This window comes from Tatumella sp. UBA2305 (assembly GCF_002345795.1).
Taxonomy (GTDB): Bacteria; Pseudomonadota; Gammaproteobacteria; order Enterobacterales; family Enterobacteriaceae; genus Tatumella; species Tatumella morbirosei.
In genome coordinates, this window is sequence record NZ_DDVT01000018.1 from 103,960 (window position 1) to 125,746 (window position 21,787).

General features: G+C 49.2%; 26 protein-coding genes. 12 read left to right on the top strand and 14 right to left on the bottom strand.

The features are described 5' to 3' along the window. The first annotated feature begins 82 nt into the window (after window positions 1–82). A complete protein-coding gene (gene ibpA, locus B3Z23_RS11440; RefSeq protein ID WP_038016416.1) occupies window positions 83–508 on the top strand; it encodes a small heat shock chaperone IbpA in 426 nt (141 codons plus the stop codon). A gap of 46 nt (window positions 509–554) precedes the next feature. On the opposite strand, the gene B3Z23_RS11445 is transcribed toward ibpA, so the two are convergent. The 5 genes from B3Z23_RS11445 to B3Z23_RS11465 form a co-directional block, all read right to left on the bottom strand. Then, window positions 555–1,466 carry an EamA family transporter gene (locus B3Z23_RS11445; protein WP_294910116.1) on the bottom strand — a complete coding sequence of 304 codons (912 nt, stop codon included), beginning with the start codon at window positions 1,464–1,466 and terminating at the stop codon, window positions 555–557. A 30-nt stretch (window positions 1,467–1,496) separates the two neighbouring features. Beyond that, window positions 1,497–2,750, bottom strand: a complete 1,254-nt coding sequence (locus B3Z23_RS11450) for a valine--pyruvate transaminase (RefSeq protein ID WP_294910246.1) — start codon at window positions 2,748–2,750, stop codon at window positions 1,497–1,499. 95 nt (window positions 2,751–2,845) lie between these two features. Then, window positions 2,846–3,823, bottom strand: a complete 978-nt coding sequence (gene ghrB, locus B3Z23_RS11455; protein WP_294910117.1) for a glyoxylate/hydroxypyruvate reductase GhrB — start codon at window positions 3,821–3,823, stop codon at window positions 2,846–2,848. 264 nt (window positions 3,824–4,087) lie between these two features. Beyond that, complete coding sequence (locus tag B3Z23_RS11460) at window positions 4,088–5,131, bottom strand: LacI family DNA-binding transcriptional regulator (RefSeq protein WP_294910118.1); 1,044 nt, start codon at window positions 5,129–5,131, stop codon at window positions 4,088–4,090. Window positions 5,132–5,244: 113 nt separating this feature from the next. Next, window positions 5,245–5,823, bottom strand: a complete 579-nt coding sequence (locus B3Z23_RS11465; RefSeq protein ID WP_294910119.1) for a DNA-3-methyladenine glycosylase I — start codon at window positions 5,821–5,823, stop codon at window positions 5,245–5,247. 178 nt (window positions 5,824–6,001) lie between these two features. On the opposite strand from B3Z23_RS11465, the gene dnaT reads away from it, so the two are divergent. Further along, window positions 6,002–6,547, top strand: a complete 546-nt coding sequence (gene dnaT, locus B3Z23_RS11470; protein ID WP_294910121.1) for a primosomal protein DnaT — start codon at window positions 6,002–6,004, stop codon at window positions 6,545–6,547. Then, entirely contained in the window at window positions 6,547–7,287 is a 741-nt protein-coding gene (dnaC, locus tag B3Z23_RS11475) for a DNA replication protein DnaC (protein WP_294910123.1), read from the top strand. Before dnaT ends, dnaC begins: the two co-directional genes overlap by 1 nt. A gap of 114 nt (window positions 7,288–7,401) precedes the next feature. Here the strand turns inward: dnaC and B3Z23_RS11480 are convergent, their stop codons facing one another. Beyond that, window positions 7,402–7,644 carry a hypothetical protein gene (locus tag B3Z23_RS11480; protein ID WP_294910125.1) on the bottom strand — a complete coding sequence of 81 codons (243 nt, stop codon included), beginning with the start codon at window positions 7,642–7,644 and terminating at the stop codon, window positions 7,402–7,404. Window positions 7,645–7,928: 284 nt separating this feature from the next. Here B3Z23_RS11480 and pptA point away from each other — a divergent pair, with 284 nt between their 5' ends. The 3 genes from pptA (at window position 7,929) to B3Z23_RS11495 (ending at window position 9,754) form a co-directional block, all read left to right on the top strand. Continuing rightward, window positions 7,929–8,159, top strand: coding sequence for a tautomerase PptA (gene pptA / locus B3Z23_RS11485; protein ID WP_294910127.1), 231 nt, complete (start codon window positions 7,929–7,931; stop codon window positions 8,157–8,159). A gap of 154 nt (window positions 8,160–8,313) precedes the next feature. Further along, window positions 8,314–8,871 (top strand): NADPH-dependent FMN reductase, encoded by a 558-nt coding sequence (ssuE, locus tag B3Z23_RS11490; RefSeq protein ID WP_294910129.1) that lies wholly within the window; start codon window positions 8,314–8,316, stop codon window positions 8,869–8,871. 220 nt (window positions 8,872–9,091) lie between these two features. Further along, window positions 9,092–9,754: an epoxyqueuosine reductase QueH gene (locus tag B3Z23_RS11495; protein ID WP_038016717.1), complete on the top strand. Its 663-nt coding sequence runs from the start codon at window positions 9,092–9,094 to the stop codon at window positions 9,752–9,754. Window positions 9,755–9,813: 59 nt separating this feature from the next. Here B3Z23_RS11495 and hemB read toward each other — a convergent pair whose 3' ends face one another. From hemB to B3Z23_RS11515, 4 genes are all read right to left on the bottom strand, one after another. Continuing rightward, complete coding sequence (gene hemB / locus B3Z23_RS11500) at window positions 9,814–10,797, bottom strand: porphobilinogen synthase (RefSeq protein ID WP_038016436.1); 984 nt, start codon at window positions 10,795–10,797, stop codon at window positions 9,814–9,816. Between the two features lie 122 nt (window positions 10,798–10,919). Then, window positions 10,920–12,425: a glycine betaine/L-proline transporter ProP gene (gene proP / locus B3Z23_RS11505; RefSeq protein ID WP_294910132.1), complete on the bottom strand. Its 1,506-nt coding sequence runs from the start codon at window positions 12,423–12,425 to the stop codon at window positions 10,920–10,922. Between the two features lie 348 nt (window positions 12,426–12,773). Continuing rightward, on the bottom strand, window positions 12,774–13,328 hold the full coding sequence (locus B3Z23_RS11510) for a DcrB family lipoprotein (protein WP_294910134.1): 555 nt from the start codon (window positions 13,326–13,328) through the stop codon (window positions 12,774–12,776). A 112-nt stretch (window positions 13,329–13,440) separates the two neighbouring features. Next, the gene (locus tag B3Z23_RS11515) at window positions 13,441–14,106 is read right to left on the bottom strand and encodes a 7-cyano-7-deazaguanine/7-aminomethyl-7-deazaguanine transporter (RefSeq protein WP_294910136.1); all 666 of its coding nucleotides are present in this window, start codon (window positions 14,104–14,106) and stop codon (window positions 13,441–13,443) included. Window positions 14,107–14,322: 216 nt separating this feature from the next. On the opposite strand from B3Z23_RS11515, the gene tusA reads away from it, so the two are divergent. Further along, a complete protein-coding gene (gene tusA, locus B3Z23_RS11520; protein WP_294910138.1) occupies window positions 14,323–14,568 on the top strand; it encodes a sulfurtransferase TusA in 246 nt (81 codons plus the stop codon). 34 nt (window positions 14,569–14,602) lie between these two features. On the opposite strand, the gene B3Z23_RS11525 is transcribed toward tusA, so the two are convergent. Then, complete coding sequence (locus B3Z23_RS11525; RefSeq protein ID WP_294910140.1) at window positions 14,603–15,232, bottom strand: lysoplasmalogenase; 630 nt, start codon at window positions 15,230–15,232, stop codon at window positions 14,603–14,605. 167 nt (window positions 15,233–15,399) lie between these two features. Here B3Z23_RS11525 and B3Z23_RS11530 point away from each other — a divergent pair, with 167 nt between their 5' ends. Next, the gene (locus B3Z23_RS11530; protein WP_294910142.1) at window positions 15,400–15,759 is read left to right on the top strand and encodes a DUF2500 domain-containing protein; all 360 of its coding nucleotides are present in this window, start codon (window positions 15,400–15,402) and stop codon (window positions 15,757–15,759) included. A gap of 30 nt (window positions 15,760–15,789) precedes the next feature. On the opposite strand, the gene B3Z23_RS11535 is transcribed toward B3Z23_RS11530, so the two are convergent. Together B3Z23_RS11535 and rsmD are read right to left on the bottom strand one after the other, a co-directional pair. Further along, window positions 15,790–16,059 (bottom strand): DUF1145 family protein, encoded by a 270-nt coding sequence (locus tag B3Z23_RS11535; protein ID WP_294910143.1) that lies wholly within the window; start codon window positions 16,057–16,059, stop codon window positions 15,790–15,792. Window positions 16,060–16,061: 2 nt separating this feature from the next. Next, entirely contained in the window at window positions 16,062–16,661 is a 600-nt protein-coding gene (gene rsmD / locus B3Z23_RS11540; RefSeq protein WP_294910146.1) for a 16S rRNA (guanine(966)-N(2))-methyltransferase, read from the bottom strand. A gap of 243 nt (window positions 16,662–16,904) precedes the next feature. Between rsmD and ftsY the strand changes: the two genes are divergently transcribed. The 4 genes from ftsY to rpoH all read left to right on the top strand — a co-directional run bounded on the left by ftsY (window position 16,905) and on the right by rpoH (window position 21,222). Next, the gene (gene ftsY / locus B3Z23_RS11545) at window positions 16,905–18,437 is read left to right on the top strand and encodes a signal recognition particle-docking protein FtsY (protein ID WP_294910147.1); all 1,533 of its coding nucleotides are present in this window, start codon (window positions 16,905–16,907) and stop codon (window positions 18,435–18,437) included. 5 nt (window positions 18,438–18,442) lie between these two features. Further along, complete coding sequence (gene ftsE / locus B3Z23_RS11550) at window positions 18,443–19,105, top strand: cell division ATP-binding protein FtsE (protein ID WP_029685343.1); 663 nt, start codon at window positions 18,443–18,445, stop codon at window positions 19,103–19,105. Next, entirely contained in the window at window positions 19,102–20,115 is a 1,014-nt protein-coding gene (ftsX, locus tag B3Z23_RS11555) for a permease-like cell division protein FtsX (RefSeq protein ID WP_294910151.1), read from the top strand. Before ftsE ends, ftsX begins: the two co-directional genes overlap by 4 nt. Before the next feature lie 249 nt (window positions 20,116–20,364). Continuing rightward, window positions 20,365–21,222, top strand: a complete 858-nt coding sequence (rpoH, locus tag B3Z23_RS11560; protein WP_294910153.1) for an RNA polymerase sigma factor RpoH — start codon at window positions 20,365–20,367, stop codon at window positions 21,220–21,222. A 59-nt stretch (window positions 21,223–21,281) separates the two neighbouring features. Here the strand turns inward: rpoH and panM are convergent, their stop codons facing one another. After that, entirely contained in the window at window positions 21,282–21,671 is a 390-nt protein-coding gene (gene panM, locus B3Z23_RS11565; RefSeq protein WP_294910155.1) for an aspartate 1-decarboxylase autocleavage activator PanM, read from the bottom strand. Window positions 21,672–21,787 lie beyond the last annotated feature (116 nt).

Consider the following 21,787-nt stretch of genomic DNA (forward strand, 5'->3'; position numbering starts at 1 on the left):
ATCGCCGCCAGGGGTATCTGCACTTTTCTGCCTGTCCCTTAGGGAAGGCTATACATACTTGCTGAAATCCAGGAGTTTGATTATGCGTAACTTTGATTTGTCACCCCTATACCGTTCAGCCATCGGTTTTGACCGTTTATTCAACCTGCTGGAGTCAAATCCTAACCAGGCGAATGGTGGCTATCCTCCGTATAATGTTGAACTGGTTGATGACACCCACTACCGGATCACAATCGCGGTGGCTGGTTTTTCACAACAAGAACTGGATATTACCTTTCACGATAATATGCTGGTGGTCAAAGGCTCACATCCTGTTGAACAACCAGAGAAAAAATACCTCTACCAGGGTATTGCAGAACGTAATTTCGAACGTAAATTCCAGTTAGCAGACCATATTGTAGTCCGCGATGCGCGGCTGGAAAATGGATTACTGAGTATCGATCTTGAGCGTATTACTCCCGAAGAAGTAAAACCTCGCCGCATTGAAATCAGTGATTCTGCCCGCTAAAAACGGGTTAAAAGATAACTGACGCCGCATAAATTGCGGCGTTTTTTTATCGACCGCCAGCGGTGGTTCTGCGCTGCCGGACCTTTCCGGCGAAGGTATTAACCAGCAGACCGGCAATAATCACGACAATACCTGTTGTCTGGGCAGGACTCATAGTTTCATGCAATAAAACGGATGCACTGAGTATACCAGCCACGGGTACCAGCAGAGCCATAGGGGCGACCCGCGATGCATCATAACGGCCCAGTAACCCTCCCCACAGCCCGTAGCCGACAATTGTCGACAAAAATGACAGATAGATAACCGAAAATATTCCAGTGGATGAGAAATTGACCAGGCTGGTTTTTATGGCTTCAGGCCCGTCAAATAACCAGCTGCAGAGTATAAAAGGTAATACAGGGATAAGGGCGCTCCAGACAACCAGCGACATGGCAGGTACCGGATGGTGACGCATAATTACTTTATTCGTGATATTACCCAGACCCCAGCAAAACGCTGCGGCCAGTGTCAGCAGCAAAGCAATGAGTGGCATTCCATGGCCTGTGGTTCCAGCAAGGCTGTGTTCGGCAAGAAAAATCATTCCCAGCACCGAAATCAGTAAGCCGGCAACGTTGTACCAGCGCAGTGACTCTTTAAGAAAAACGGCGCCAAACAACAGGGTGAAAAATACCTGAGCCTGCAGAATCAGTGATGCAAGGCCCGCAGGCATGCCGAGTTTTATCGACAGGAACAGGAATGCAAACTGCCCAAAGCTTATCGTCAGCCCATAAGCCAGCAACCATTTAAACGGGACTGCTGGTCGGGGGATAAACAGACAGGCGGGAAACGCGACCAGTGCAAAGCGCAGAGTGGCAAGTAAGAAAGGCGGGATACCTTCCAGGCCAACTTTGATAATGACGAAATTTATTCCCCAGATAATCACTACACATAATGCCAGTAACACATCTTTAAATCGCATAATTAAGCCTGTGGCCCGTGAAGGTTAATATTAATCTTCTGCAGAAAAAACCCGGTCCAGTTCCTCTGCAAGGATAACAACCGCGCGTTCTATCTCTTGATTATCAGGGACATAATTCATTCGCATACACTGACGGGTATGCTGCCATTCCCCGGGCAGACCCGGAAAGAAGAAATGCCCTGGTACCATCAAGACTCCTCTGGCCTTTAGTCGGTGGTAGAGCTCTTCTGTAGAAACCGGCAGATTATGGAACCACAGCCAGAGAAAAATCGCACCTTCCGGCTTATGAATCAGACAACGCTCTTCAGGGATATAACGACGGATCAGGGCGATGGTTTCAGAGACTTTGTTTTTGTAATAGGGCCTGATAACCTGTTCTGATAGCCGCAACAAATCTTTACGGCAAAGCATTTCATGAGCAATGGCCGGACCGACACTGCCCGGAGCCAGGCTAATGATACCGTTCATATTGCTGAGCGCCTGGATGGTCTTTTCATTGGCTATGATAATTCCACAGCGTGCCCCGGGCAGTCCCAGTTTAGAAAGACTCATGCACAGAATGATATTTGGGTTCCACAGTGCCCGGGCTTCGGTAAAAATGATGCCGGGAAACGGCAACCCGTAAGCATTATCGATCAGCAGTGGAATATTATGTTGTCGGGCCAGATGATCCAGACCGGTCAACTCCTCATCGGTAATCACGTTTCCGGTCGGGTTAGTCGGGCGTGAAACGCACATCAGACCAATATCACCCCCGACAACAAGGTTTTCCATATCCACGTGATACTTGAACTGTCCTTCCGGCAGACGACTGATAGTCGGTCTGGCGGCAACGAACAGATCTTCTTCCAGGCCTGCATCGGCATAGCCGAGGTATTCAGGTGTCAACGGAAATAAAACTTTGCGTGTGGATCCATCCGCTTGTTTACCGGCAAACAGATTAAACAGATAGAAAAACGCGCTCTGACTGCCGTTGGTCAGGGCGATATTCCTGGCCGAGATATTCCAGCCATGGCTTTCTTTTAGGGTTATCGCAAGGCTCTCCAGCAAGACATCTTTACCGCGGGGACCATCATAGTTGCAGAGTGCCTCTGTTAACGCACCACTTCGCTGCATTTCTGCCAGTAATTGCTGAAAATAGTCATCCATTTCAGGGATTTTCGCCGGATTACCTCCGCCGAGCATGACTGTGCCAGGGGTGCGTAAACCACGCCCCATATCTTCCATTAAACGGGAAATCCCGGTCTGACGGGTAAATTTGTTGCCGAACTGAGAAAAATGCATAGCAGGAGAAAGTTGGTTAATCGCAGGTGCAGTCACGATAGCGCCCGTCTGTGACGGGCGCAATCATAATGATGTTTAATATGAAAATTAAAGCATTATTGCTGTTTTACCGACTGAGGGTTGACGCAATTCTTATCCAGTTTTCCGGCCAGCGCGGCAATCAGATTCTCCACACCTTCACGCTTCATTGCGTATCGTGTCTGATGGGTGGCTGAACCGACATGCGGTAAAGTGACCACGTTGGGGAGTGTCAGCAGTTCTGAGTTGGCTGGTATGGGTTCGCGTTCGAAAACATCCAGGCCTGCGGCATAAATCTGCTTGTTTTTCAGGGCATCAGTCAGCGCCTGTTGATCGAGGACTGCGCCACGACCCGCATTCACCAGTACCGCCCCGGGTTTCATCAGTGCCAGCTGTTGCGCTCCTATCAACTGCCGTGTTTCATCCGAGAGAGGTAAAATAATGCAGACGAAGTCGCTTTTTTGCAGTAACTCTTCAAGACCGCAATACTGAGCCGAAAAGCGCTGTTCTGCGTCCGGGTGACTCGTTCGCGCATTGTAAAGAATATCCATACTGAAACCAAGATGCGCTCGTTGCGCTACCGCCATACCAATTCGTCCCATCCCAATAATACCGAGCGTTTTGTGATGCACATCGATACTGAATAACTCAGGGGTGATACTTTTTTGCCATTTACCTGCTTTGACCCAGTTATCCAGCCAGGTTATGTGTCGGGCACTGGCAAGGATCAGTGCGAAAATGGTATCGGCAACTGTTTCACTTAATATTGTGGTATGCATCAGGGCAATTTGCCGTGCATTCAGGGCATCAACATCGAACAGGTCGTACCCGGCCGTCAGGGTAGAGCAGACACGCAACGCCGGCATTTTGTCGAGTAATGTCTGGTCCACTTTAGCCCCGGAGCCCAACAGTCCGACCGCCTGAGAAAAGGCGGTCGCGTGTTGTGCCACGGTATTCTCACTCAGGTCACTGACTTCGGTTATCTGGCAATGTTCCGACAGAAGACTTTGTAGCTCAGCAGGTAAAGGTTTATATACGATAACCGGGGGTTTCATTCTGCCTCTCCTGATTTTTCAGGGTGTGATTCATGAAAGCCCGTATTATGGGCTGCAGCAGATATCCTGTGTGCTATAACAGCAGTCAGCTTCCGGCGAGAGTATAAGCCACTATCCACGGAAGCAAACCGATAGCCGCACAGCAGACCTGGAGTGTGTTGTCCGTTGGTAAAACACTCGGAACGTTAATTTAACCTTTGTTCCGCTTTCAAGGTATTGCTCTTTACTAAAGGATCGTCACATTTTATGACAGTCATCTGCGGGTTACCGAACGGGCAGGATGGAAGGTAGCGGCTGACTCGATCCGCGGATCACCAGCTCACCGCTGAAGAAGTGTTCGGTGCGTTCTGACTCTGCCTGTTTGATACGATTGATGACGCTTTGCAGTGAGCGATAACCTATCTGATGAGTAGGTTGCCTGAGAGTGGTGATTCCAGTACCGACCAGTGATGACCAGTTCATCTCATCAAAACCGACCAGCCCGATATCAGTACCGCAGACAATACCCTTCGTCTGTAACTGCTTAACCACCTGTAAAGTCAAAGAACCATTAGCCGTAATGATCGCGCAGCGCTGGTGGCGGTTTCTGCTTAAAAAGTCATCCAGATAATGGTTAAGTTCAGCTTCCTGATGTAAGGCAATTTCGGTATTTTCACCCTGTACTTCCGGATAAGTCGCTACGGTCTGACAAAAGGTTTTAAGTCGTTCCCGGCGGGTATTGACGCTGCCAACAGGCTCACTGATAAACAACAGGGCGTTATAACCGTTATCAGCCAGATGGCGCGTGACTTTTTCGGAGGCTTCATGGTTATCAAGACCAATGACATCGCAGTCAAAATCTTCAATTTTTCGGTCTATCAGCGTCATTGGCAGCTGGGATTGTTGAAGACGGCTTAGCTCTTCTTCATGCATGCCAACGGCATTAACGATAATCCCTTCGACCTGGTAGCTGCTGAGTAACTGGATATAATATTGCTCCAGTGATACCTCATTATTGGTATTACACATTAGCAGGGTAAAACCATAATCCCGACATGCGGCTTCAATACCACACATGATTTCTACCGAATAAGCATTGGTAATATCCGCAATTATCAGCCCGATGAGCCGTGTCCGACCTCTTTTCAGACTGCGAGCCATTTGGCTGGGGCGATAATTCAGTGTCGCGATAGCCTGCTCTATTCGTTCTTTAAGTGCAGGGGATAACACATGTAACTCGCCATTCAGATAACGGGATACGCTGGTTTTTCCGGTACCTGCAGCTTTAGCGACATCACTGATAGTGGCTCTTGCTGGCCTGCTTGTCATTCCGTTCCTTCTCCGGTTTAACCTGCAGAAAAGCAGGCCTTACAAGGTAATTATGCCTGTCCGTCAGCAGATATTCGACCCTGCTGTGAAAAGTGGTATTTATCTGATGTGATTTATAGTGTGTCAGAAGCATTGTCCGGATGGCAAAAACAGTGGGTCTGATGATCGTTAACCATCCCTGTAGCCTGCATAAAAGCGTAGCAGATGGTGGGTCCAATAAATTTGAATCCACGCTTTTTAAGTGCTGCGGACATTTTTATCGCCACAGGGCTGGTTGCCGGAACATCATGTGCGCTGGCGTAGTGATTGACGACAGGCTGGTTTTCCACAAATCCCCACAGGAAATCGCTGAATGGCTCTCCGGCAGATTCCATTGCCAGTAGTGCCTGTGCATTACTGACTATCGCATTAATTTTACCCCGATGTCTGATAATTGAAGGGTCCAGCAACCGTTGCTCGATGTCTGGCAGGGTCATTTTCGCGATGAGTACCGGAGAAAACTGATGAAATAACCGGCGATAAGCTTCCCGTTTTCTTAACACTGTTATCCATGATAAGCCCGCCTGCTGACCTTCAAGACACAGCATTTCGAACAAGACTTGTGGGTCTTTCTGTGGAACGCCCCATTCATGGTCATGGTAGGCAATGTAAAGCGGGTCATCATTGACCCAGAAACAACGCTGAGTTGTCATTATCGTTTCCCGGAATGTTGCCAAAGTTCACCTATTCTAGCCGGGCATAGCGAAAGTGGCAGGAATATTCACCACATGTTTTTGCGATCCATGCCGACAAACTTGATACACTATAGGGAAGTGGTTCCGCGATACGGGGTTTGTGCGGAACGGGATATTTAATCAGTCAGGTTTCGTTATGCCGGTTAAACTTTTAGCTTCATCTGTCATCGGGCTGGATGAATTCAGCCAGAATCCGCTCTCAGCACTGGAAAGTGCAGGGCAGGGGACCCTTGCGGTATTTGATAAGAATGCTCCGGTGATGTATGCGTTGACGGCGGAACGGTTGGCGGAGTTGTTGGCGGCTGAATCTGCGATGCAACGGTCAATGGATGTGGCGCTTGATGATCAGTTTTTTGACCAGCAGGAAGTGTCACCGGTCTCTTTGCGAATACCCGCCGGAAAATTTCCGATGTTTGCCGGATGGCAACCCGACCCGGACTTTTTGCGCCAGGCCGCAGTATGGGGGATAGCACTGGGTGAATCTGTGAGTGATGAAGAGCTGGCTTCCTTTGTCTCTTACTGGCAGGCAGAAGGCCGGACATTTCACCATATTCAGTGGCAGCAAAAACTGGCCCGCTCCCTCCAGGCAGGCAGAGTGAATAAATATCCTCAGACACGCCGCGATCATACTCAGGTGGCGGAACCTGACCGTCAGATTCCTAATGGTTTCAGGGGTGAATAATGAAAACACCGGAAAATCTGTTCAGCCGTTTACAACGATTGATACCCGCAGGGGTCAGGCCTAAATTCACTAATGGTGAGGAGTTACTGGCCTGGAACCAGCAGCAGGGATTGTTGCGCTCAGAATCCATTGTCCGTGAAAACCGTGCCATGAAAATGCAGCGTATCATGGGACGATCCGGAATTCGCGAGTTACACATTAACTGTTCATTTGACAATTATCGGGTTGAAAATGAAGCACAAAGCAAAGCGTTAACTATGGCAAGACAATATGCCGCAGAGTTTGACAATAGTATTGCCAGTTTTGTCTTTTCCGGGCGACCGGGCACCGGTAAAAACCATCTGGCGGCGGCGATTGGTAATGATTTAATTCTGCGTGGCAAAAGTGTGCTCATTGTCACTGTCGCTGACCTGATGTCGAATATGAAAGGGACCTTTAGTGGCGACAGTCAGTTGACTGAAGAGGGACTGATTAACGATTTGAGTAGTGTTGACCTGCTGGTCATTGATGAGATTGGCATGCAAACCGAGTCACGCTATGAGAAGGTGATAATCAATCAGATAGTCGATCGTCGTTCCTCATCGAAACGCCCGACAGGTATGCTGTCGAATCTGAATCATGACGGGATGAATGCTTTACTGGGCGAACGAGTAATGGACCGGATGCGGCTCGGTAACAGCATGTGGGTTCGTTTTGACTGGGAGAGTTATCGCGACCGGGTACGCGGAGACGAATATTAATCTTTGTTAAAGGTTAACTCCCGGTGGCTGATTGTCGCAGAAATTGCAGTGCTGTCCCGATAAATCCCGCGAAAGTGGGGCAATTTTTCAGCTGTATTGCAGATTTACTCTGCATCAGTGCCACAAAAATTCCTGTATCCCCATCGTTTCATGGTATTCAGCTTTTTTGATAGCCAGTAAAAAAATCACCCTGGCACGCTCTTCCCTCCGGCGGATGCCGCCCGGGGCCAGCAGGATATACACTACCGATGGCCTGGCCTGTAATCCCGGAGAATGAGGCAGCACAAAGCCTTCCCCCGGGAATATGCAGACAATCTGCTCACGATGATTCACCGGGGAACAGAAATGTTCGTCCACTTTTTTCTTCTGCTATAGCTGCTCACATATCCGGCGGAAAACTTTTTCGTGGGTTACGCGGGGTTGTGACGTGGATATTTTTCCTGTGCAAAGTGGAAAAAACGTCGGTGAAGTGGGGGTGTTTTGAAAAAAGTTGTTTTTTACAACATGTTAAATTACTGGCTCACCCACAGAGATGGAGCACCTTCATGTTGGGACAGGCTTCCCGGCAGGATGTTCTGGTGTCATTATCAGAACCGGCCTGCAACCAGGTGATTTTTCATTAATTCAGACAGGAGCCGGCAATGCCGCATATCGAAATTAAAGCTTTCCCGCGAGAACTCACTGATGAGCAAGAAACAGCCCTGTCCAGAGCGCTGACCGAAGTCTTTGAACAGCATATGCAGAGTAAAGAGTCTGCTGTCAGTATTGCGCTCAAATATATCCCGCAGGCAGAGTGGAAAGCCAGTGTATGGGATACCCAGATAGCCCCTGAGATGGATGAGTTGATCAAAAAGCCTGGCTATAAGATGTAAGACATCTTTTGATTGCTGTGCACTATCCCTTATGCACGGTTCATATCTGTATCCGGCAATAGCTTTGCCGGATATGTTATTTTTTCTGTCCGTATAGCTCTGTCATCATTCCCCCATATTTTTCTGAAAACAGCATACTGATAAGGGGACTGTCATGCGGGTAGTGACTTTAGCCGGAAGTCCACGCTTTCCTTCGCGCTCTACGGCATTACTGACACTCAGCCAGAAAATTCTTGAGTCTCAGGGGATTGAAGTGCTTCCCTGGAATATTCAGCATTTTGACCCGGACGACCTGATTCAGGCGCGGTTTGATGCACCGGCGATCTCTCTGTTTAAAGAGGATCTCTCCAGCGCACAAGGTCTGATTATTGCCACACCGGTTTACAAAGCAGCCTATTCCGGAGCATTAAAGACGGTTCTGGACCTGTTACCTGAGCGCGCTCTGGAAAATAAAGTGGTGCTGCCGGTTGCTACTGCAGGCAGTCACGCCCATCTGCTGGCGATCGATTATGCACTGAAACCGGTGCTGAGTGCTCTGAAAGCGCGTGATATTTTACACGGTGTGTTTGCGGATGACTCACAGATTATTCAACGCGACAGAGAGGCAAAGATCGACCAGGTGATTCTTGATCGGCTGAATAATGAGCTGGAGGCCTTCCGGAATTCACTGAATCGTTTGAATACCCCCATGCTTGCAGGGCTGGTCGCCTGACCTGTGCGGGCATCTGTGGCTATCGTTGAAGGTCAGTCAGTTGCCCGACAGCCTGTTTATCCCCTTCTGTTTCTATACTCTTTTTCTGTGAAAATCGTTTTTTTGTGACTCCTCACTGGCGTATTGAAAAGAATCCGATAACAATATGCTGTACACTTTGCATTCGGGCTTTTGCCCCGCTGACACTATTTCGCTGTTGTTACGTTTTGGAAATCTGAGTATGTCTGACGCTATCGAAAGAAAACCGCTGCCGCTGCCAGGTGGTCATAATAAAGTATTGTTGCATTCCTGCTGCGCTCCCTGCTCCGGGGAAGTCATGGAAGCCATGCTGGCCTCCGGTATTGAATACACTATCTTTTTCTATAATCCGAATATCCATCCGCTGAAAGAATATGAACTGCGAAAGGAAGAAAATATTCGCTTTGCGGAGAAGTTTGGTGTGCCTTTCGTTGACGCTGACTATGACCGGGATAACTGGTTTGAGCGGGCAAAGGGTATGGAGTGGTCACCGGAACGAGGTGAACGCTGCACTATGTGCTTCGATATGCGCTTCGAACGTACGGCATTGTATGCTCACGAACATGGTTTCCCTGTTATTACATCTTCGCTGGGGATCTCCCGTTGGAAGGATATGAAACAGATCAATGGCTGTGGTGTACGTGCTGCGGCAAAATATCCGGATATGCTCTACTGGGAATTCAACTGGCGTAAAGGTGGGGGTTCAGCGCGGATGATTGATATCAGTAAGCGTGAACGTTTTTATCAACAGGAGTACTGCGGTTGTATTTACTCGCTGCGTGATACCAACCGCCACCGTGTGGCAACCGGGCGTGAACGTATTACTATCGGTGTTCAGTACTACGAGCCGGATCCAAACAAATAACGTACCCTGGAAGCTTAAAGGCGTCTGTAAAGACGCCTTTATTGTTTTCGACAGTCAGATTACCGGGTCAGGATTTTTTTCTCAGCCAGGTCCAGTGCGAAATAGCTCATAATGATATCGGCACCGGCTCGTTTGATAGCGCCCAGGCTTTCCAGCACTACGTTCTGTTCATCAATGGCTCCTGCCTGTGCGGCGAATTTGATCATCGCATACTCTCCACTGACCTGATAAGCCGCCAGTGGCAAATCAGTACGTTCGCGAATATCCCGTAATACATCCAGATATGCCCCGGCAGGTTTTACCATCAATGCATCTGCACCCTCTGCTTCATCAATCAGTGACTCACGGATGGCTTCACGGCGATTCATTGGATTCATCTGATAGGTTTTACGGTCACCTTTCAGGGCGGTTCCTGCTGCTTCACGGAAGGGACCATAGAACGCCGACGCAAATTTTGTGGAATAAGACATGATGGCGGTATCGGTAAATCCGGCGGCATCCAGCGCCTGGCGAATGGCTTTAACCTGACCATCCATCGCCGCCGAAGGAGCGATAAAATCAGCGCCAGCATGTGCGGCAGCAACGGCTTGTTTACCCAGATTAGTCAGGGTCTGATCATTGTGTACGATACCGTCACACAGGACGCCACAGTGACCATGGGAAGTATATTCGCAGAAACAGGTATCAGACATCACGATCATTTCAGGGACGGTCTCTTTACAGATACGTGACATCCGTGACACAAGGCCATTTTCAGCCCAGCTATCACTGCCGGTTTCGTCCAGATGATGAGAAATTCCGAAGGTCATGACAGAACGGATCCCTGCGTTGGCAATACGTTCAATTTCATAGGCCAGCCGCTTTTCCGGAATCCGGACTACCCCTGGCATTGCCGTAATTGGCTGGTAATCATCCAGACCTTCTTCGACAAAAATTGGCAGAACCAGATCATTCAGGCTTAGTGAGGTTTCTTTAAACAATTCACGGACAGATGAATTTTTACGCAGTCTTCTTGGACGCTGCACAAGAGAAAAATCGGACATGGTTTACCCGGCACTGATTAAAAAATGTAGGGACAGTTTACTCTTTTTAACCAGTGCAGACGATACACGCTGTGCCAATTGTTACATATTCCCCTCAGCGTCGGGAACGCTGAGGGGGCAGATTACTCGTTAATATCCGGATGCTGTTGCACCAGATTCTTACGCCTCGCTTCAAGTTGTGCGATTTCTTCATCAATATTTTCGATTTTCTGTTCAATATTGTCGTGATGTTCCTGCAATAACTCGCGGGCTTCTTCCAGGTCTGAGGCCGCAGGGGTTGCACCAATCAGAGGTTTATTGGCGGTTTCCTTCATAAAGATCCCGGTCAGTAAACCGATGACCGCAATCACCATCAGATAGTAAGCCGGCATAAACAGATTATTGCTGGCTTCGACCAGCCAGGCGGCCAGTGTGGGGGTCAGGCCGGCAATCAGAATCGAGATATTAAAAGCACTGGCCAGTGCGCTATAACGGATATGGGTCGGGAACATGGCCGGCAGGGTTGAAGCCATCACCCCGGTAAACGCATTAAGGATTACGGCCAGAATCAGCAGCCCGGCGAAAATTAAACCAATCGCGCCACTGGTTATTAGCATAAAGGCAGGGATGGCGAAAATCAGCAGCAGAATACTGCCGATAATCACAAACGGGCGACGGCCAAAACGGTCACTGAGCATTCCCATCACCGGCTGAACAAACAACATGCCAATCATAATGGCGATGATGATCAGTACACCATGATCTTCAGAATAATGCAGGTTATGCGTCAGATAACTGGGCATATAAGTCAGCAACATGTAGTAGGTGACGTTAGTGGAAATCACCAGTCCTACGCAGGAGAGCAGGCTTTTCCAGTGTTTGGTGGCAATTTCTTTAAAAGAGACTTTTGGACCATCCTGCAAACCTTCCCGGTCCCCCTGCTCCAGTTTCTCGACATGTTGCTGAAATGCAGGAGTTTCTTCCAGGGCATTACGCAGGTATAACCCGACAAAACCCAGCGGTAAAGCCAGGAAAAACGGCAGTCGCCAGCCCCAGGAGAGGAATTTTTCGTCACCAATGATGGCGGAAATCAGCACGACAATCCCAGCCCCCATGACAAACCCAATGATAGAGCCAAAATCCAGCCAGCTACCCATAAATCCGCGCTTACGGTCCGGTGAGTATTCCGCGACAAATATCGACGCTCCGGTATATTCACCGCCGACCGAGAAACCCTGTGCCATTTTAGCTATCAGTAACAATATCGGTGCCCAGATACCGATGGAGGCATAAGAGGGGATCAAACCAATACAGAAGGTACTGATCGACATGATCACAATCGTGACCGACAGAATTTTCTGGCGCCCGTATTTGTCACCGAGCATACCAAAAAACAGCCCACCCAACGGGCGGATTAAGAAGGGGACAGAGAACGTGGCGAGCGCTGCGATCATCTGAATACCAGGTGATGCCGACGGGAAAAAAACTTTACCCAGAGCAAAGGCGACAAACCCATATACTCCGAAATCAAACCATTCCATCGCATTGCCAAGCGCTGCTGCTGTTATCGCTTTTCGCAACCGGGCGTCATCAATAATAGTCACATCATCAAGCCCAATGGGTTTTATACGCTTCCTACGTAATTTCATATGCATACCTGTATTTAGTTCATAAGTAATCAGTATAATTTCCCGGTAAAAGGTATGTACAAATATTACCGGCGACATTAAGCATAGATGCTTTTTGTCGAAGAAGACCAGACTGAAGGTACATTAATTAATCGGGTCTTCATCGTTATGAACGGTTAAGTATAACTTTTTTTTATGACCAAAGTCATATCAGGCTATATCAGAGCGGTAAGAGCAGCAGAAAGGCAAAAGAATAAATGTCAGACGGTACAGCTTGTTAGCCGGAGAGCCAGCGAGGGTAAGATGACCAGATCAGGGAGAGGGATAAGCCTACCCGCTGCAACGGATAGGCTTATCAGCAACAGGGCATTACTTGACCGAAATGGTTTTGACAATATTTTCGGCAGTAGTCTGCGACTGTGCCTGATTATCGGCAGGTAATGAAATCTGTAATGTGATTAGCTTGCCATCAATTTTGGTCATGACCACCGTCGACCAACTGGTCTGGTTTTTGGCTGAAATGACACTGTCCAGTTGCTGTGCAGGCTGTCCGCTCAGAGTGATAGCTTTATCAGACACGACCTGTAGCTGTGGATCCCGGTTGCGTTGCTGTTGTTCCAGCCGCTGGGTCAGAACATCCAGTGCTTCGTTGGTACTGTCCCCGGTAATCACAATAATTGCCTGCTGGCCGTTGTTATTCGCGTAAACATGCATATTGTTGCTGGTGGTTCCCAGTTTACCGGTCTGATCTGTCATTCCGGTTGGCAGAGCAAAGCTGAGTTTTCCGTCAACCAGTGTGACGGTTTGTAAATCCTGCTGGCTCGCAGCAGCGTTCTGCCCTGAAGTATCTTCTTTTTTCTGATCACATGCGGCCAGCCCGATCACCAACAATCCGACACTGAGGTATTTAACTAAATTTCTCATCTGAATTCCTTTTTATTGTCCACATTGGGGATCACATCGAAAACGGAACAGAAAATCAATCCGTGGATTGTCACCAAATCTTAGCCGTTGTCACAGCCTGGGTCATTCAGCATTAACCTAAACTGAGAGAATGGTCCTGTGTTTTACCGGAAAGCCGTTTCAGGATCGCATTCAACAGTACGCCGTAGGCTGGCAGGAAAAATACCAGACAGATAAATACTTTATAGCTGTAATCCACCAGTGCAATTTCGACCCAGTGTTGAGCCATAAACAGGTCACTGCTGTGATAAAACGCGATAAAAAAGAAGGCCAGTGTATCGCTGATATTGCCAAGAAACATAGACGCTGCAGGAGCCAGCCACCAGTGTGTTGAGCGACGCAGCCGGTCAAACACTGAGATATCCAGGATCTGTCCCAGCACGTAAGCCATAAAACTGGCCAGTGCTATCCGCCCGACCACGGTGTTCATATGTTGCAGAGAATCCCAACCTTGCCACGCACCCTGATAAAATACACAAGACACAATATAAGAGATAAACAAGGCCGGCAGCATCGCCAGCATAATGATGCGTCTTGCCATTGAGGCACCAAAAATTCGCACTGTCAGGTCAGTGGCAAGAAAGATAAACGGGAAGCTGAAGGCACCCCATGTGGTATGCAAGCCGAAGATATCGACCGGCAACTGCACCAGATAATTACTGGAAGTAATGATCAGTAAATGAAATACCGATAAAATAATGCGGGCAGACAGCCGCTGTCGGGGATTAAATGCGTTCATTTCTGGCCTTTTTAGGTTGGGGTGAGGGAACCCATTCATACTGCCGTGAGCGTTTGCTGCAAAACGGCGCAGGAAATTGTACAAGAAAACGGCCGCATCTTACCTGCTTCAGAGGACAATGCAAGAGGGTGACTCAGGTTCACCGCACCGGTGGTGTTTGTCTGCTCTCCGGGCTGGCGTTAGAATAGCGGCTTCCCTTGTTGCACAGAGAAGCTTATGAGTGACCTTTTTAGTACCGCCGAGCATACCCTTGACGCCCGGGGCTTACGCTGTCCGGAGCCGGTGATGATGGTGCGTAAAACGATCCGGTTTATGCAGGACGGAGAAACACTGCTAATTATTGCCGATGATCCGGCGACAACCCGTGACATTCCGGGTTTTTGCCGTTTTATGGAACATACCTTAGTGGCTCAGGATACCGGACAACTTCCTTTTCACTACCTGATCAAAAAAGGCGTATAAAACGACCGGCCTTGCGGCCAGCCGTAGTCATAGCTCAGTAAAGCCACAGCGAACGTATAATCATAAAATGGCCGATGATAAACAATGCTTCATAAATTACCCTGTCAGCCGCAAACCGGAAGCGGAATATACTGATCAACCAGCAGATATTTGCCAGCAACAGTAAGTCAGCCCCGGCCATCATAGAAAGTGTTTTATCAGTTTGCAGGCTGAAATATTGCAGTGTTGCGACCCAGCACATGACTAATACCATCGCCAGCATAGTGAATACCGGCCAACGAAGTTCTTCCAGACGCTTCCAGATAATTGCTGCCACCACCAGACCAATCACCAGGAATGTGACCGGTATCGGCCAGTAAATATTCAGGGTGATGCCACGGGTCAGGTTGATGGTGTAGAGCAAATAGGAAAGAAAGCTGGCACCAAAGGCATACATCATCTGTTGGCGGGATAACAAACTCAGTAACCCGCTCGCCATGGCAGCGATCAGGCCACCTGTCAGTAAATAATCACTGACCGATTGTGTCGGAGCCTGCCATGCCCAGGCCAGCATCAGAAGGAATGTTACCGGTTTAAACAACCAGCGTTGCCAGCGGGGACCCCGGTAAGAGGCATCAATGTACAGCCAGCCAGAAAACAGCACTGCAAGAAATGACCACAGCATAATTTCTTCCTTTATTTTCTTTACACCAGACCGGGAACAAAATGCACACAGCATTAAGGGTTCCGTTTGACTTTCGGCCGCTGCCAACGATTATTACTGTGAATGACAAAAATTGCAGGTGAAATGATGCAGATTTTATTTCTGCCGGTGGGTAACACGGAGGAACGATGAGTAAACCCCCCCTGATTATTATTATTGTCGTCGTTGCCATCGCTTTTCTGGCGGGCCGACAGTTTTTTAAACAACGGAATGAAAACCAGGTGAATGATGATTCACCCGTGGTAACACAGCAAGCCAGGGTGGTCAGTAAACGTAGCTTCCCGTATCCGGATCGTCATACCCGCCAGCAGCAGGTCATTGCCGGAGAGACACTACGCTATGAAGTGACTTTCCGCAGGACACCGGTTGGCGAAAACTTTAAGGTGCTGATGTCAGAGGCTCAGTATGACGAATGTGAGGCAGGTGCCACGGGAGCCCTGAAGATGCAGGGGACCCGTTTTGTCAGCTTTACTCTGGGTGGCCGTTAGCAGGTATTCAGCCAGGTTTGTGCTCCGGTATTACTTGCCAGGATAGTTTTTTTTCTGCCAGGCAAGTAGTTCAAACACCCCGAAAAAGAAAATCTTAATTTGGGTCAGACCACTGAGCGCAGGGCCGTCTTTACTTTGGGTGGCACGCAGCAGCACCAGTTGCAGACCGTGCATCACCACCATAAAGAACAGGGCAACATCAATAAAATATTTCAGAGGTTTAGGTGCCGGATGAATCAGGTTCATCAGTAAAAAGGCCCAGACAAAAATCATCAGGACACGACCGCCAATTAACAACATAGTTATTCTCCCGGAGAGTCTGTCACGGAACGGTGGTACAGACGGTAGGCTACCTGACCTGCCGTTTTTTCGCGATATAACCGCCAGCTGTCAGGGACCTGCAATGCTCCCTGTTCAGCTTCACACTCGATATAAATCAGGGCTTCACTGGCCAGCCAGCACCGGGTTTCCAATAGATCTATCGTTTCTGTCAGCAGCCCTTTGCGAAAAGGCGGGTCTATAAACACGATATCGTAAGGCTGGCCTGGCTGATTTAACCATTGCAGGGTATTCCCCTGAACGACCTGACCCGTTGCCGCTTTCAGCATCTGTAAATTGGCGGTCAACTGACGAGCGACAGAAGGTTCCAGCTCTAGCAAAGTCACATGTCCTGCATAACGGGATAGCGCCTCGATTCCCAGAGCGCCACTACCTGCAAAACAATCCAGACAGCGTGACTGAGGTAAATCGGCGGCCAGCCAGTTGAACAGAGTTTCACGGACTCTGTCGGTGGTGGGACGAAGCCCGGCGCTTTCCGGTACCGGAAGTTTCCTGCCGCGCCACTGCCCGCCTATAATTCGTATTTGTCCGGCACCTGAGGGTGCCCGGGAATGTTTATTCATCTCAATCACAACTCTTAATAATTTGTTGCTTAGTTTAACGGGCACAGACGTGATAAGAAACGGTAAAAAAGGGTGCTGTAATGCAATACCAGGAAAATGATAGACTATCCGACTATGCTTTCGCGATCCCTGCACTCACCTGAACATGTCAGGGATTTGATAAATTATAAATATGTCCCGGATTATTCTCTGAGGAACCTGTAACGGTTCACGGATCCGGGTATAAAGGAGTGTCGTTAGATAATGGCAAAAGAAAAAAAACGGGGCTTTTTCTCCTGGCTGGGTTTCGGTCGCGATGAAGACAGTGCAGAACCGAAAAATCAATCCGCAGAACAAAAAGAAACGCCGGACGCTACTGTAGAGCATAACACTACAGATCATGCTGAAGGTACCTCGTCCGGCCACCCGGAAGAGCCTTCCCGGGCGTCGCTGACAGCCCCGGAATTGCCTGACGAAACCACGACATTGCCTGAGGAAACGGTGGTCGTTACTCCACCGCAGCTCGCCGAGCCCGGCTCTGTTGCCGGGCCGGAAACGGCTGAGCTTCCGGAGCAGGAACAGCCTTTGCCGAAAGCAGAAGAAGAGCCAGAAACACCTTCACTGCCCGCCGAACCTGTGGCTGTCGATCAGGTAACTGCCAGCGATATCATTGCGCAGGCTGGCACACCTTTGCCTGAACTGACCCCGGCATCTGTTGTGGTTGAGCCACCGGCAGCATCCGTGACCGGTAGTGAATCAGCTCCCCGGAATGAGCTTGCGGTGGAAAATACTCCACACCTGACTCAGATTAGTCCGGAAGAGGCCCCATCTGAGCTGTCTGAAAACAGGGTGGCAACAGAACAGGAAAGGCCTACCCGGGAAGGTTTTTTCGCCCGGCTGAAACGCAGTCTGGTGAAAACCCGGCAGAATCTGGGCTCAGGTTTTATCGGGCTGTTTCGTGGTAAAAAAATCGATGACGATCTTTTTGAAGAGCTTGAAGAACAATTACTTATTGCTGATGTCGGGGTTGAAACTACCCGTAAAATTATCAGTAATCTGACCGCTCATGCCAGCCGCAAACAGCTCCGTGATGCTGAAGCGTTATACGGTCTGTTGAAGGAGGAAATGTCTGCCATTTTGGACCAGGTAGAACAACCGCTGGATATTGAAGGAAAAACTCCGTTTGTTATTCTGATGGTTGGTGTGAACGGGGTGGGTAAAACCACCACCATTGGTAAGCTGGCACGTCAGTACCAGTCGCAAGGGAAATCGGTGATGCTGGCTGCCGGAGATACATTCCGGGCAGCTGCGGTAGAGCAGCTGGAAGTCTGGGGGCAGCGCAACAACATTCCGGTAGTCTCACAGCACACCGGAGCAGATTCAGCTTCTGTTATTTTTGATGCTATTCAGGCAGCAAAAGCCCGCGGAGTTGATGTGCTGATCGCCGATACTGCGGGGCGTTTACAGAATAAAGCCCATTTAATGGAAGAGCTGAAAAAAATTACCCGTGTTATGAGTAAACTGGATGACAGCGCGCCTCATGAAGTTATGCTGACCATTGACGCCAGCACCGGGCAGAATGCTATCAGCCAGGCACGGTTATTCAATGACGCTGTTGGCCTGACCGGTATTACACTGACCAAACTTGACGGGACAGCTAAAGGCGGAGTGATTTTCTCTGTGGCTGACCAGTTTAGTATTCCAATCCGATACATCGGTGTCGGAGAAGGCATCGATGATTTACGGCCTTTCAAGGCCGGCGATTTTATAGAGGCATTGTTTGCCCGAGAGGACTAATTTGGATGATTCGCTTTGAAGAGGTCAGTAAAGCTTATCTGGGGGGACGCCAGGCGCTTCAGGGGGTAGATTTTCATCTGCGCCAGGGCGAAATGGCTTTTCTGACCGGCCACTCCGGGGCAGGTAAGAGTACATTGCTCAAGTTGATCTGCGGAATAGAGCGTCCCAGTGCCGGGCAAATTTGGTTTAGCGGCCATAACATAACGCGTTTGCGTAACAGCGAGATCCCATTCCTGCGTCGGCAAATAGGGATGATCTTTCAGGATCATCATCTGCTGATGGACCGGACGGTTTACGACAACATCGCAATCCCGTTAATTATTTCCGGTGCCAGCGGCGAAGATATTCGCCGCAGAGTTTCGGCGGCTCTGGATAAAGTCGGCCTGCTCGATAAAGCGAAAAGTTTTCCAATTCAGCTTTCCGGCGGGGAACAGCAGCGGGTGGGGATAGCCAGAGCGGTGGTCAATAAGCCAGCCTTATTGCTGGCGGATGAACCGACCGGTAACCTTGATCACGCATTATCTGAAGATATCCTGCGTTTATTTGAAGAATTTAACCGCGTTGGTGTCACTGTACTGATGGCAACTCATGATATGTCTCTTATTTCCCGCAGAAATTATCGTGTGATGACCCTTAGTCAGGGACGCCTGCATGGGGGAGTGGCATGAAACCAGGCAAGGGAAATCAGGTCAACCGGCGGAAGACACCGGCGGCGGCCAAAGCCCGACCGAAGCAAAAACGGGTATCTAAAGAGAAAGCTCTGCGTGGTGGGTGGCAGGAGCAATGGCATTATGCATGGCGTGGAATGCTGGCAGATATGTTGCGACAGCCGCTGGCGACACTGCTGACGGTCACCGTGATTGCTATCTCTCTGACGTTACCCAGTGTCTGTTATATCGTATGGAAAAACGTCGATCAGGCAGCAACTGAGTGGTATCCCGCTCCACAGCTGACGGTATATCTGTCGAAAACACTCGACGATAATGCCGCCCAGAATGTGATTAATACTCTGAAACAGACTGACGGTGTCCAGCATGTGGATTACCTGAGTCGTGAAGAAGCGTTAAATGAGTTCCGAAACTGGTCAGGGTTTGGCGGAGCGATGGATATGCTGGAGCAGAATCCGTTGCCAGCGGTGGCTATTATTACCCCGAAACTGAATTTCCAGAATTCTGACACCATGAATACACTGCGTGACAGAGTGGCGAAAGTGAGTGGTGTGGATGAAGTACGAATGGATGACAGCTGGTTCGCAAGGCTCTCTGCACTGACGGGGCTGGTGGGGCAGGTGGCGTTTATGATTGGCCTGCTGATGGTGGTGGCTGTGTTCCTGGTGATTGGTAACAGTGTCCGTCTGAGTATCTTTGCAAGGCGTGATACCATTAATGTGCAAAAGCTCATTGGCGCGACGGACGGTTTTATCCTGCGGCCATTCGTTTACGGTGGAGCGATGCTGGGTCTCTCCGGGGCCTTTGTTTCGCTGATTCTGTCTGAAATACTGGTATTCCGTCTGGAGTCTGTGGTGTCACATGTTGCCAGTGTGTTCAGTGCTTCGTTTGATCTGAAAGGCTTTTCATTCGATGAAGCGCTGTTATTACTGTTGGTTTCTGCCATGGTAGGCTGGGTGGCGGCGTGGCTGGCCACTGCACAACATTTACGCCGATTTACACCGCAGTAATCCCGGGAAATATTTTTTTGCTATACTATTCCTCTGTTGCCGTAGGTTGGGGAGCAGAGGAATTTTTCCCCGCAGTACCCCGGCGCCTTGTCAAAAATTATTCACAATCAAAAGTGAACCTGTGGATAACTTTTGTGTCTTAATGATTAATAGCACACATTGCTTTCGATCTTTTGGCACGGCTGACATAATGTAGGCGCAGGCTGTAAGGATCTGGCAACATTATTGACGAATTCTGAGAGGGTTTGAATGACCAAAGAAATGCAAGCATTAGCTATTGCTCCTCTGGGTAATCTGGACGCATATATCCGGGCGGCAAATGGTTGCCCGATGCTGACAGCCGACGAGGAAAAAGCGCTGGCTGAACGGCTGCATTACCAGGGCGATCTGGATGCAGCGAAAAAGCTGATCCTGTCTCATCTGCGCTTTGTGGTTCATATCGCTCGTAATTACGCAGGTTACGGACTGCCGCAGGCGGACCTGATTCAGGAAGGTAATATCGGCCTGATGAAAGCCGTACGCCGTTTCAATCCTGAAGTAGGTGTTCGCCTGGTATCTTTTGCCGTGCACTGGATCAAAGCTGAAATTCACGAATATGTCCTGAAAAACTGGCGTATTGTGAAAGTCGCGACCACCAAAGCACAGCGCAAGTTGTTCTTCAACTTGCGGAAAACCAAACAACGCCTCGGCTGGTTTAACCAGGATGAAGTGGAAATGGTGGCCCGTGAACTTGGCGTCAGCAGCAAAGATGTTCGTGAGATGGAATCACGTATGGCTGCCCAGGATATGACGTTTGACCCGACACCGGATGATGAAAGCGCAGAAGGTAAATCGGTAGCTCCGGTCCTGTATCTGCAGGATAAAGCTTCTGACTTTGCTGATGGTATCGAAGAGGATAACTGGGAGTCTCACGCGGCAGATAAGCTGAGTGATGCGATGCAGGGCCTGGATGAACGTAGCCAGCATATCATCCGCGCGCGCTGGCTGGATGATGACAACAAAACCACATTGCAGGAACTGGCCGACAAATACGGTGTTTCCGCTGAGCGTGTTCGCCAGCTGGAGAAAAATGCAATGAAAAAACTGCGTGTCGCTATCGAAGCCTGATCAGTGTGCAGCAGTGAACAGAGGGCGACCTGCGGGACGCCCTTTTTTATACCTGCAATTTAGCGGCTGAAAAACCAGTGGTCTTGCTGTGGCCTAAAGCCACAGGTATACAGAAACTGGCTGGCTGCCTCTGATAACGGCAGTTGATCCGGAAAGGCCTTCCAGCGATGGATATCCGGATTCATGCGCAAAGCCTCTTCAAGCAGATAGCGGCCCACTCCCCGTCGGCGGGTGGCTTCCCGTACCATAATCCTGGTAATCACTGCCTCAGAAGGCCGTAAATATAACTCTAACCCTGCCAGTAATCGCTGATTAAATCGCGCCACATACCAGTGAATATCACCCTGATGTTGCATAAAGTATGCTTCAGCTTTTTCCGGCCAAATTTTACTGAGACAGGCTTGTTCGGCGGGTGAGGGATGTTGCAGTAATTCAATGGTCAGTCGCATTGTTTAATCCGGTTTTACAATGAATTCTGTGACCAGCATTTTTCGGGGTCACATTGTCGTTGTCTGTCATTCGGTTGTAATTTTTCTGTCATCTTATATTAATTTCTCTGTCATTT

What these genes read in the sequence shown, in the direction of transcription:
- ibpA (WP_038016416.1), top strand. Translation starts at nt 83, where the DNA reads ATGCGTAACTTTGATTTGTCACCCCTATACCGTTCAGCCATCGGTTTT.
- B3Z23_RS11445 (WP_294910116.1), bottom strand. Translation starts at nt 1,466, where the DNA reads ATGCGATTTAAAGATGTGTTACTGGCATTATGTGTAGTGATTATCTGG.
- B3Z23_RS11450 (WP_294910246.1), bottom strand. Translation starts at nt 2,750, where the DNA reads ATGCATTTTTCTCAGTTCGGCAACAAATTTACCCGTCAGACCGGGATT.
- ghrB (WP_294910117.1), bottom strand. Translation starts at nt 3,823, where the DNA reads ATGAAACCCCCGGTTATCGTATATAAACCTTTACCTGCTGAGCTACAA.
- B3Z23_RS11460 (WP_294910118.1), bottom strand. Translation starts at nt 5,131, where the DNA reads ATGACAAGCAGGCCAGCAAGAGCCACTATCAGTGATGTCGCTAAAGCT.
- B3Z23_RS11465 (WP_294910119.1), bottom strand. Translation starts at nt 5,823, where the DNA reads ATGACAACTCAGCGTTGTTTCTGGGTCAATGATGACCCGCTTTACATT.
- dnaT (WP_294910121.1), top strand. Translation starts at nt 6,002, where the DNA reads ATGCCGGTTAAACTTTTAGCTTCATCTGTCATCGGGCTGGATGAATTC.
- dnaC (WP_294910123.1), top strand. Translation starts at nt 6,547, where the DNA reads ATGAAAACACCGGAAAATCTGTTCAGCCGTTTACAACGATTGATACCC.
- pptA (WP_294910127.1), top strand. Translation starts at nt 7,929, where the DNA reads ATGCCGCATATCGAAATTAAAGCTTTCCCGCGAGAACTCACTGATGAG.
- ssuE (WP_294910129.1), top strand. Translation starts at nt 8,314, where the DNA reads ATGCGGGTAGTGACTTTAGCCGGAAGTCCACGCTTTCCTTCGCGCTCT.
- B3Z23_RS11495 (WP_038016717.1), top strand. Translation starts at nt 9,092, where the DNA reads ATGTCTGACGCTATCGAAAGAAAACCGCTGCCGCTGCCAGGTGGTCAT.
- hemB (WP_038016436.1), bottom strand. Translation starts at nt 10,797, where the DNA reads ATGTCCGATTTTTCTCTTGTGCAGCGTCCAAGAAGACTGCGTAAAAAT.
- proP (WP_294910132.1), bottom strand. Translation starts at nt 12,425, where the DNA reads ATGAAATTACGTAGGAAGCGTATAAAACCCATTGGGCTTGATGATGTG.
- B3Z23_RS11510 (WP_294910134.1), bottom strand. Translation starts at nt 13,328, where the DNA reads ATGAGAAATTTAGTTAAATACCTCAGTGTCGGATTGTTGGTGATCGGG.
- B3Z23_RS11515 (WP_294910136.1), bottom strand. Translation starts at nt 14,106, where the DNA reads ATGAACGCATTTAATCCCCGACAGCGGCTGTCTGCCCGCATTATTTTA.
- tusA (WP_294910138.1), top strand. Translation starts at nt 14,323, where the DNA reads ATGAGTGACCTTTTTAGTACCGCCGAGCATACCCTTGACGCCCGGGGC.
- B3Z23_RS11525 (WP_294910140.1), bottom strand. Translation starts at nt 15,232, where the DNA reads ATGCTGTGGTCATTTCTTGCAGTGCTGTTTTCTGGCTGGCTGTACATT.
- B3Z23_RS11530 (WP_294910142.1), top strand. Translation starts at nt 15,400, where the DNA reads ATGAGTAAACCCCCCCTGATTATTATTATTGTCGTCGTTGCCATCGCT.
- B3Z23_RS11535 (WP_294910143.1), bottom strand. Translation starts at nt 16,059, where the DNA reads ATGTTGTTAATTGGCGGTCGTGTCCTGATGATTTTTGTCTGGGCCTTT.
- rsmD (WP_294910146.1), bottom strand. Translation starts at nt 16,661, where the DNA reads ATGAATAAACATTCCCGGGCACCCTCAGGTGCCGGACAAATACGAATT.
- ftsY (WP_294910147.1), top strand. Translation starts at nt 16,905, where the DNA reads ATGGCAAAAGAAAAAAAACGGGGCTTTTTCTCCTGGCTGGGTTTCGGT.
- ftsE (WP_029685343.1), top strand. Translation starts at nt 18,443, where the DNA reads ATGATTCGCTTTGAAGAGGTCAGTAAAGCTTATCTGGGGGGACGCCAG.
- ftsX (WP_294910151.1), top strand. Translation starts at nt 19,102, where the DNA reads ATGAAACCAGGCAAGGGAAATCAGGTCAACCGGCGGAAGACACCGGCG.
- rpoH (WP_294910153.1), top strand. Translation starts at nt 20,365, where the DNA reads ATGACCAAAGAAATGCAAGCATTAGCTATTGCTCCTCTGGGTAATCTG.
- panM (WP_294910155.1), bottom strand. Translation starts at nt 21,671, where the DNA reads ATGCGACTGACCATTGAATTACTGCAACATCCCTCACCCGCCGAACAA.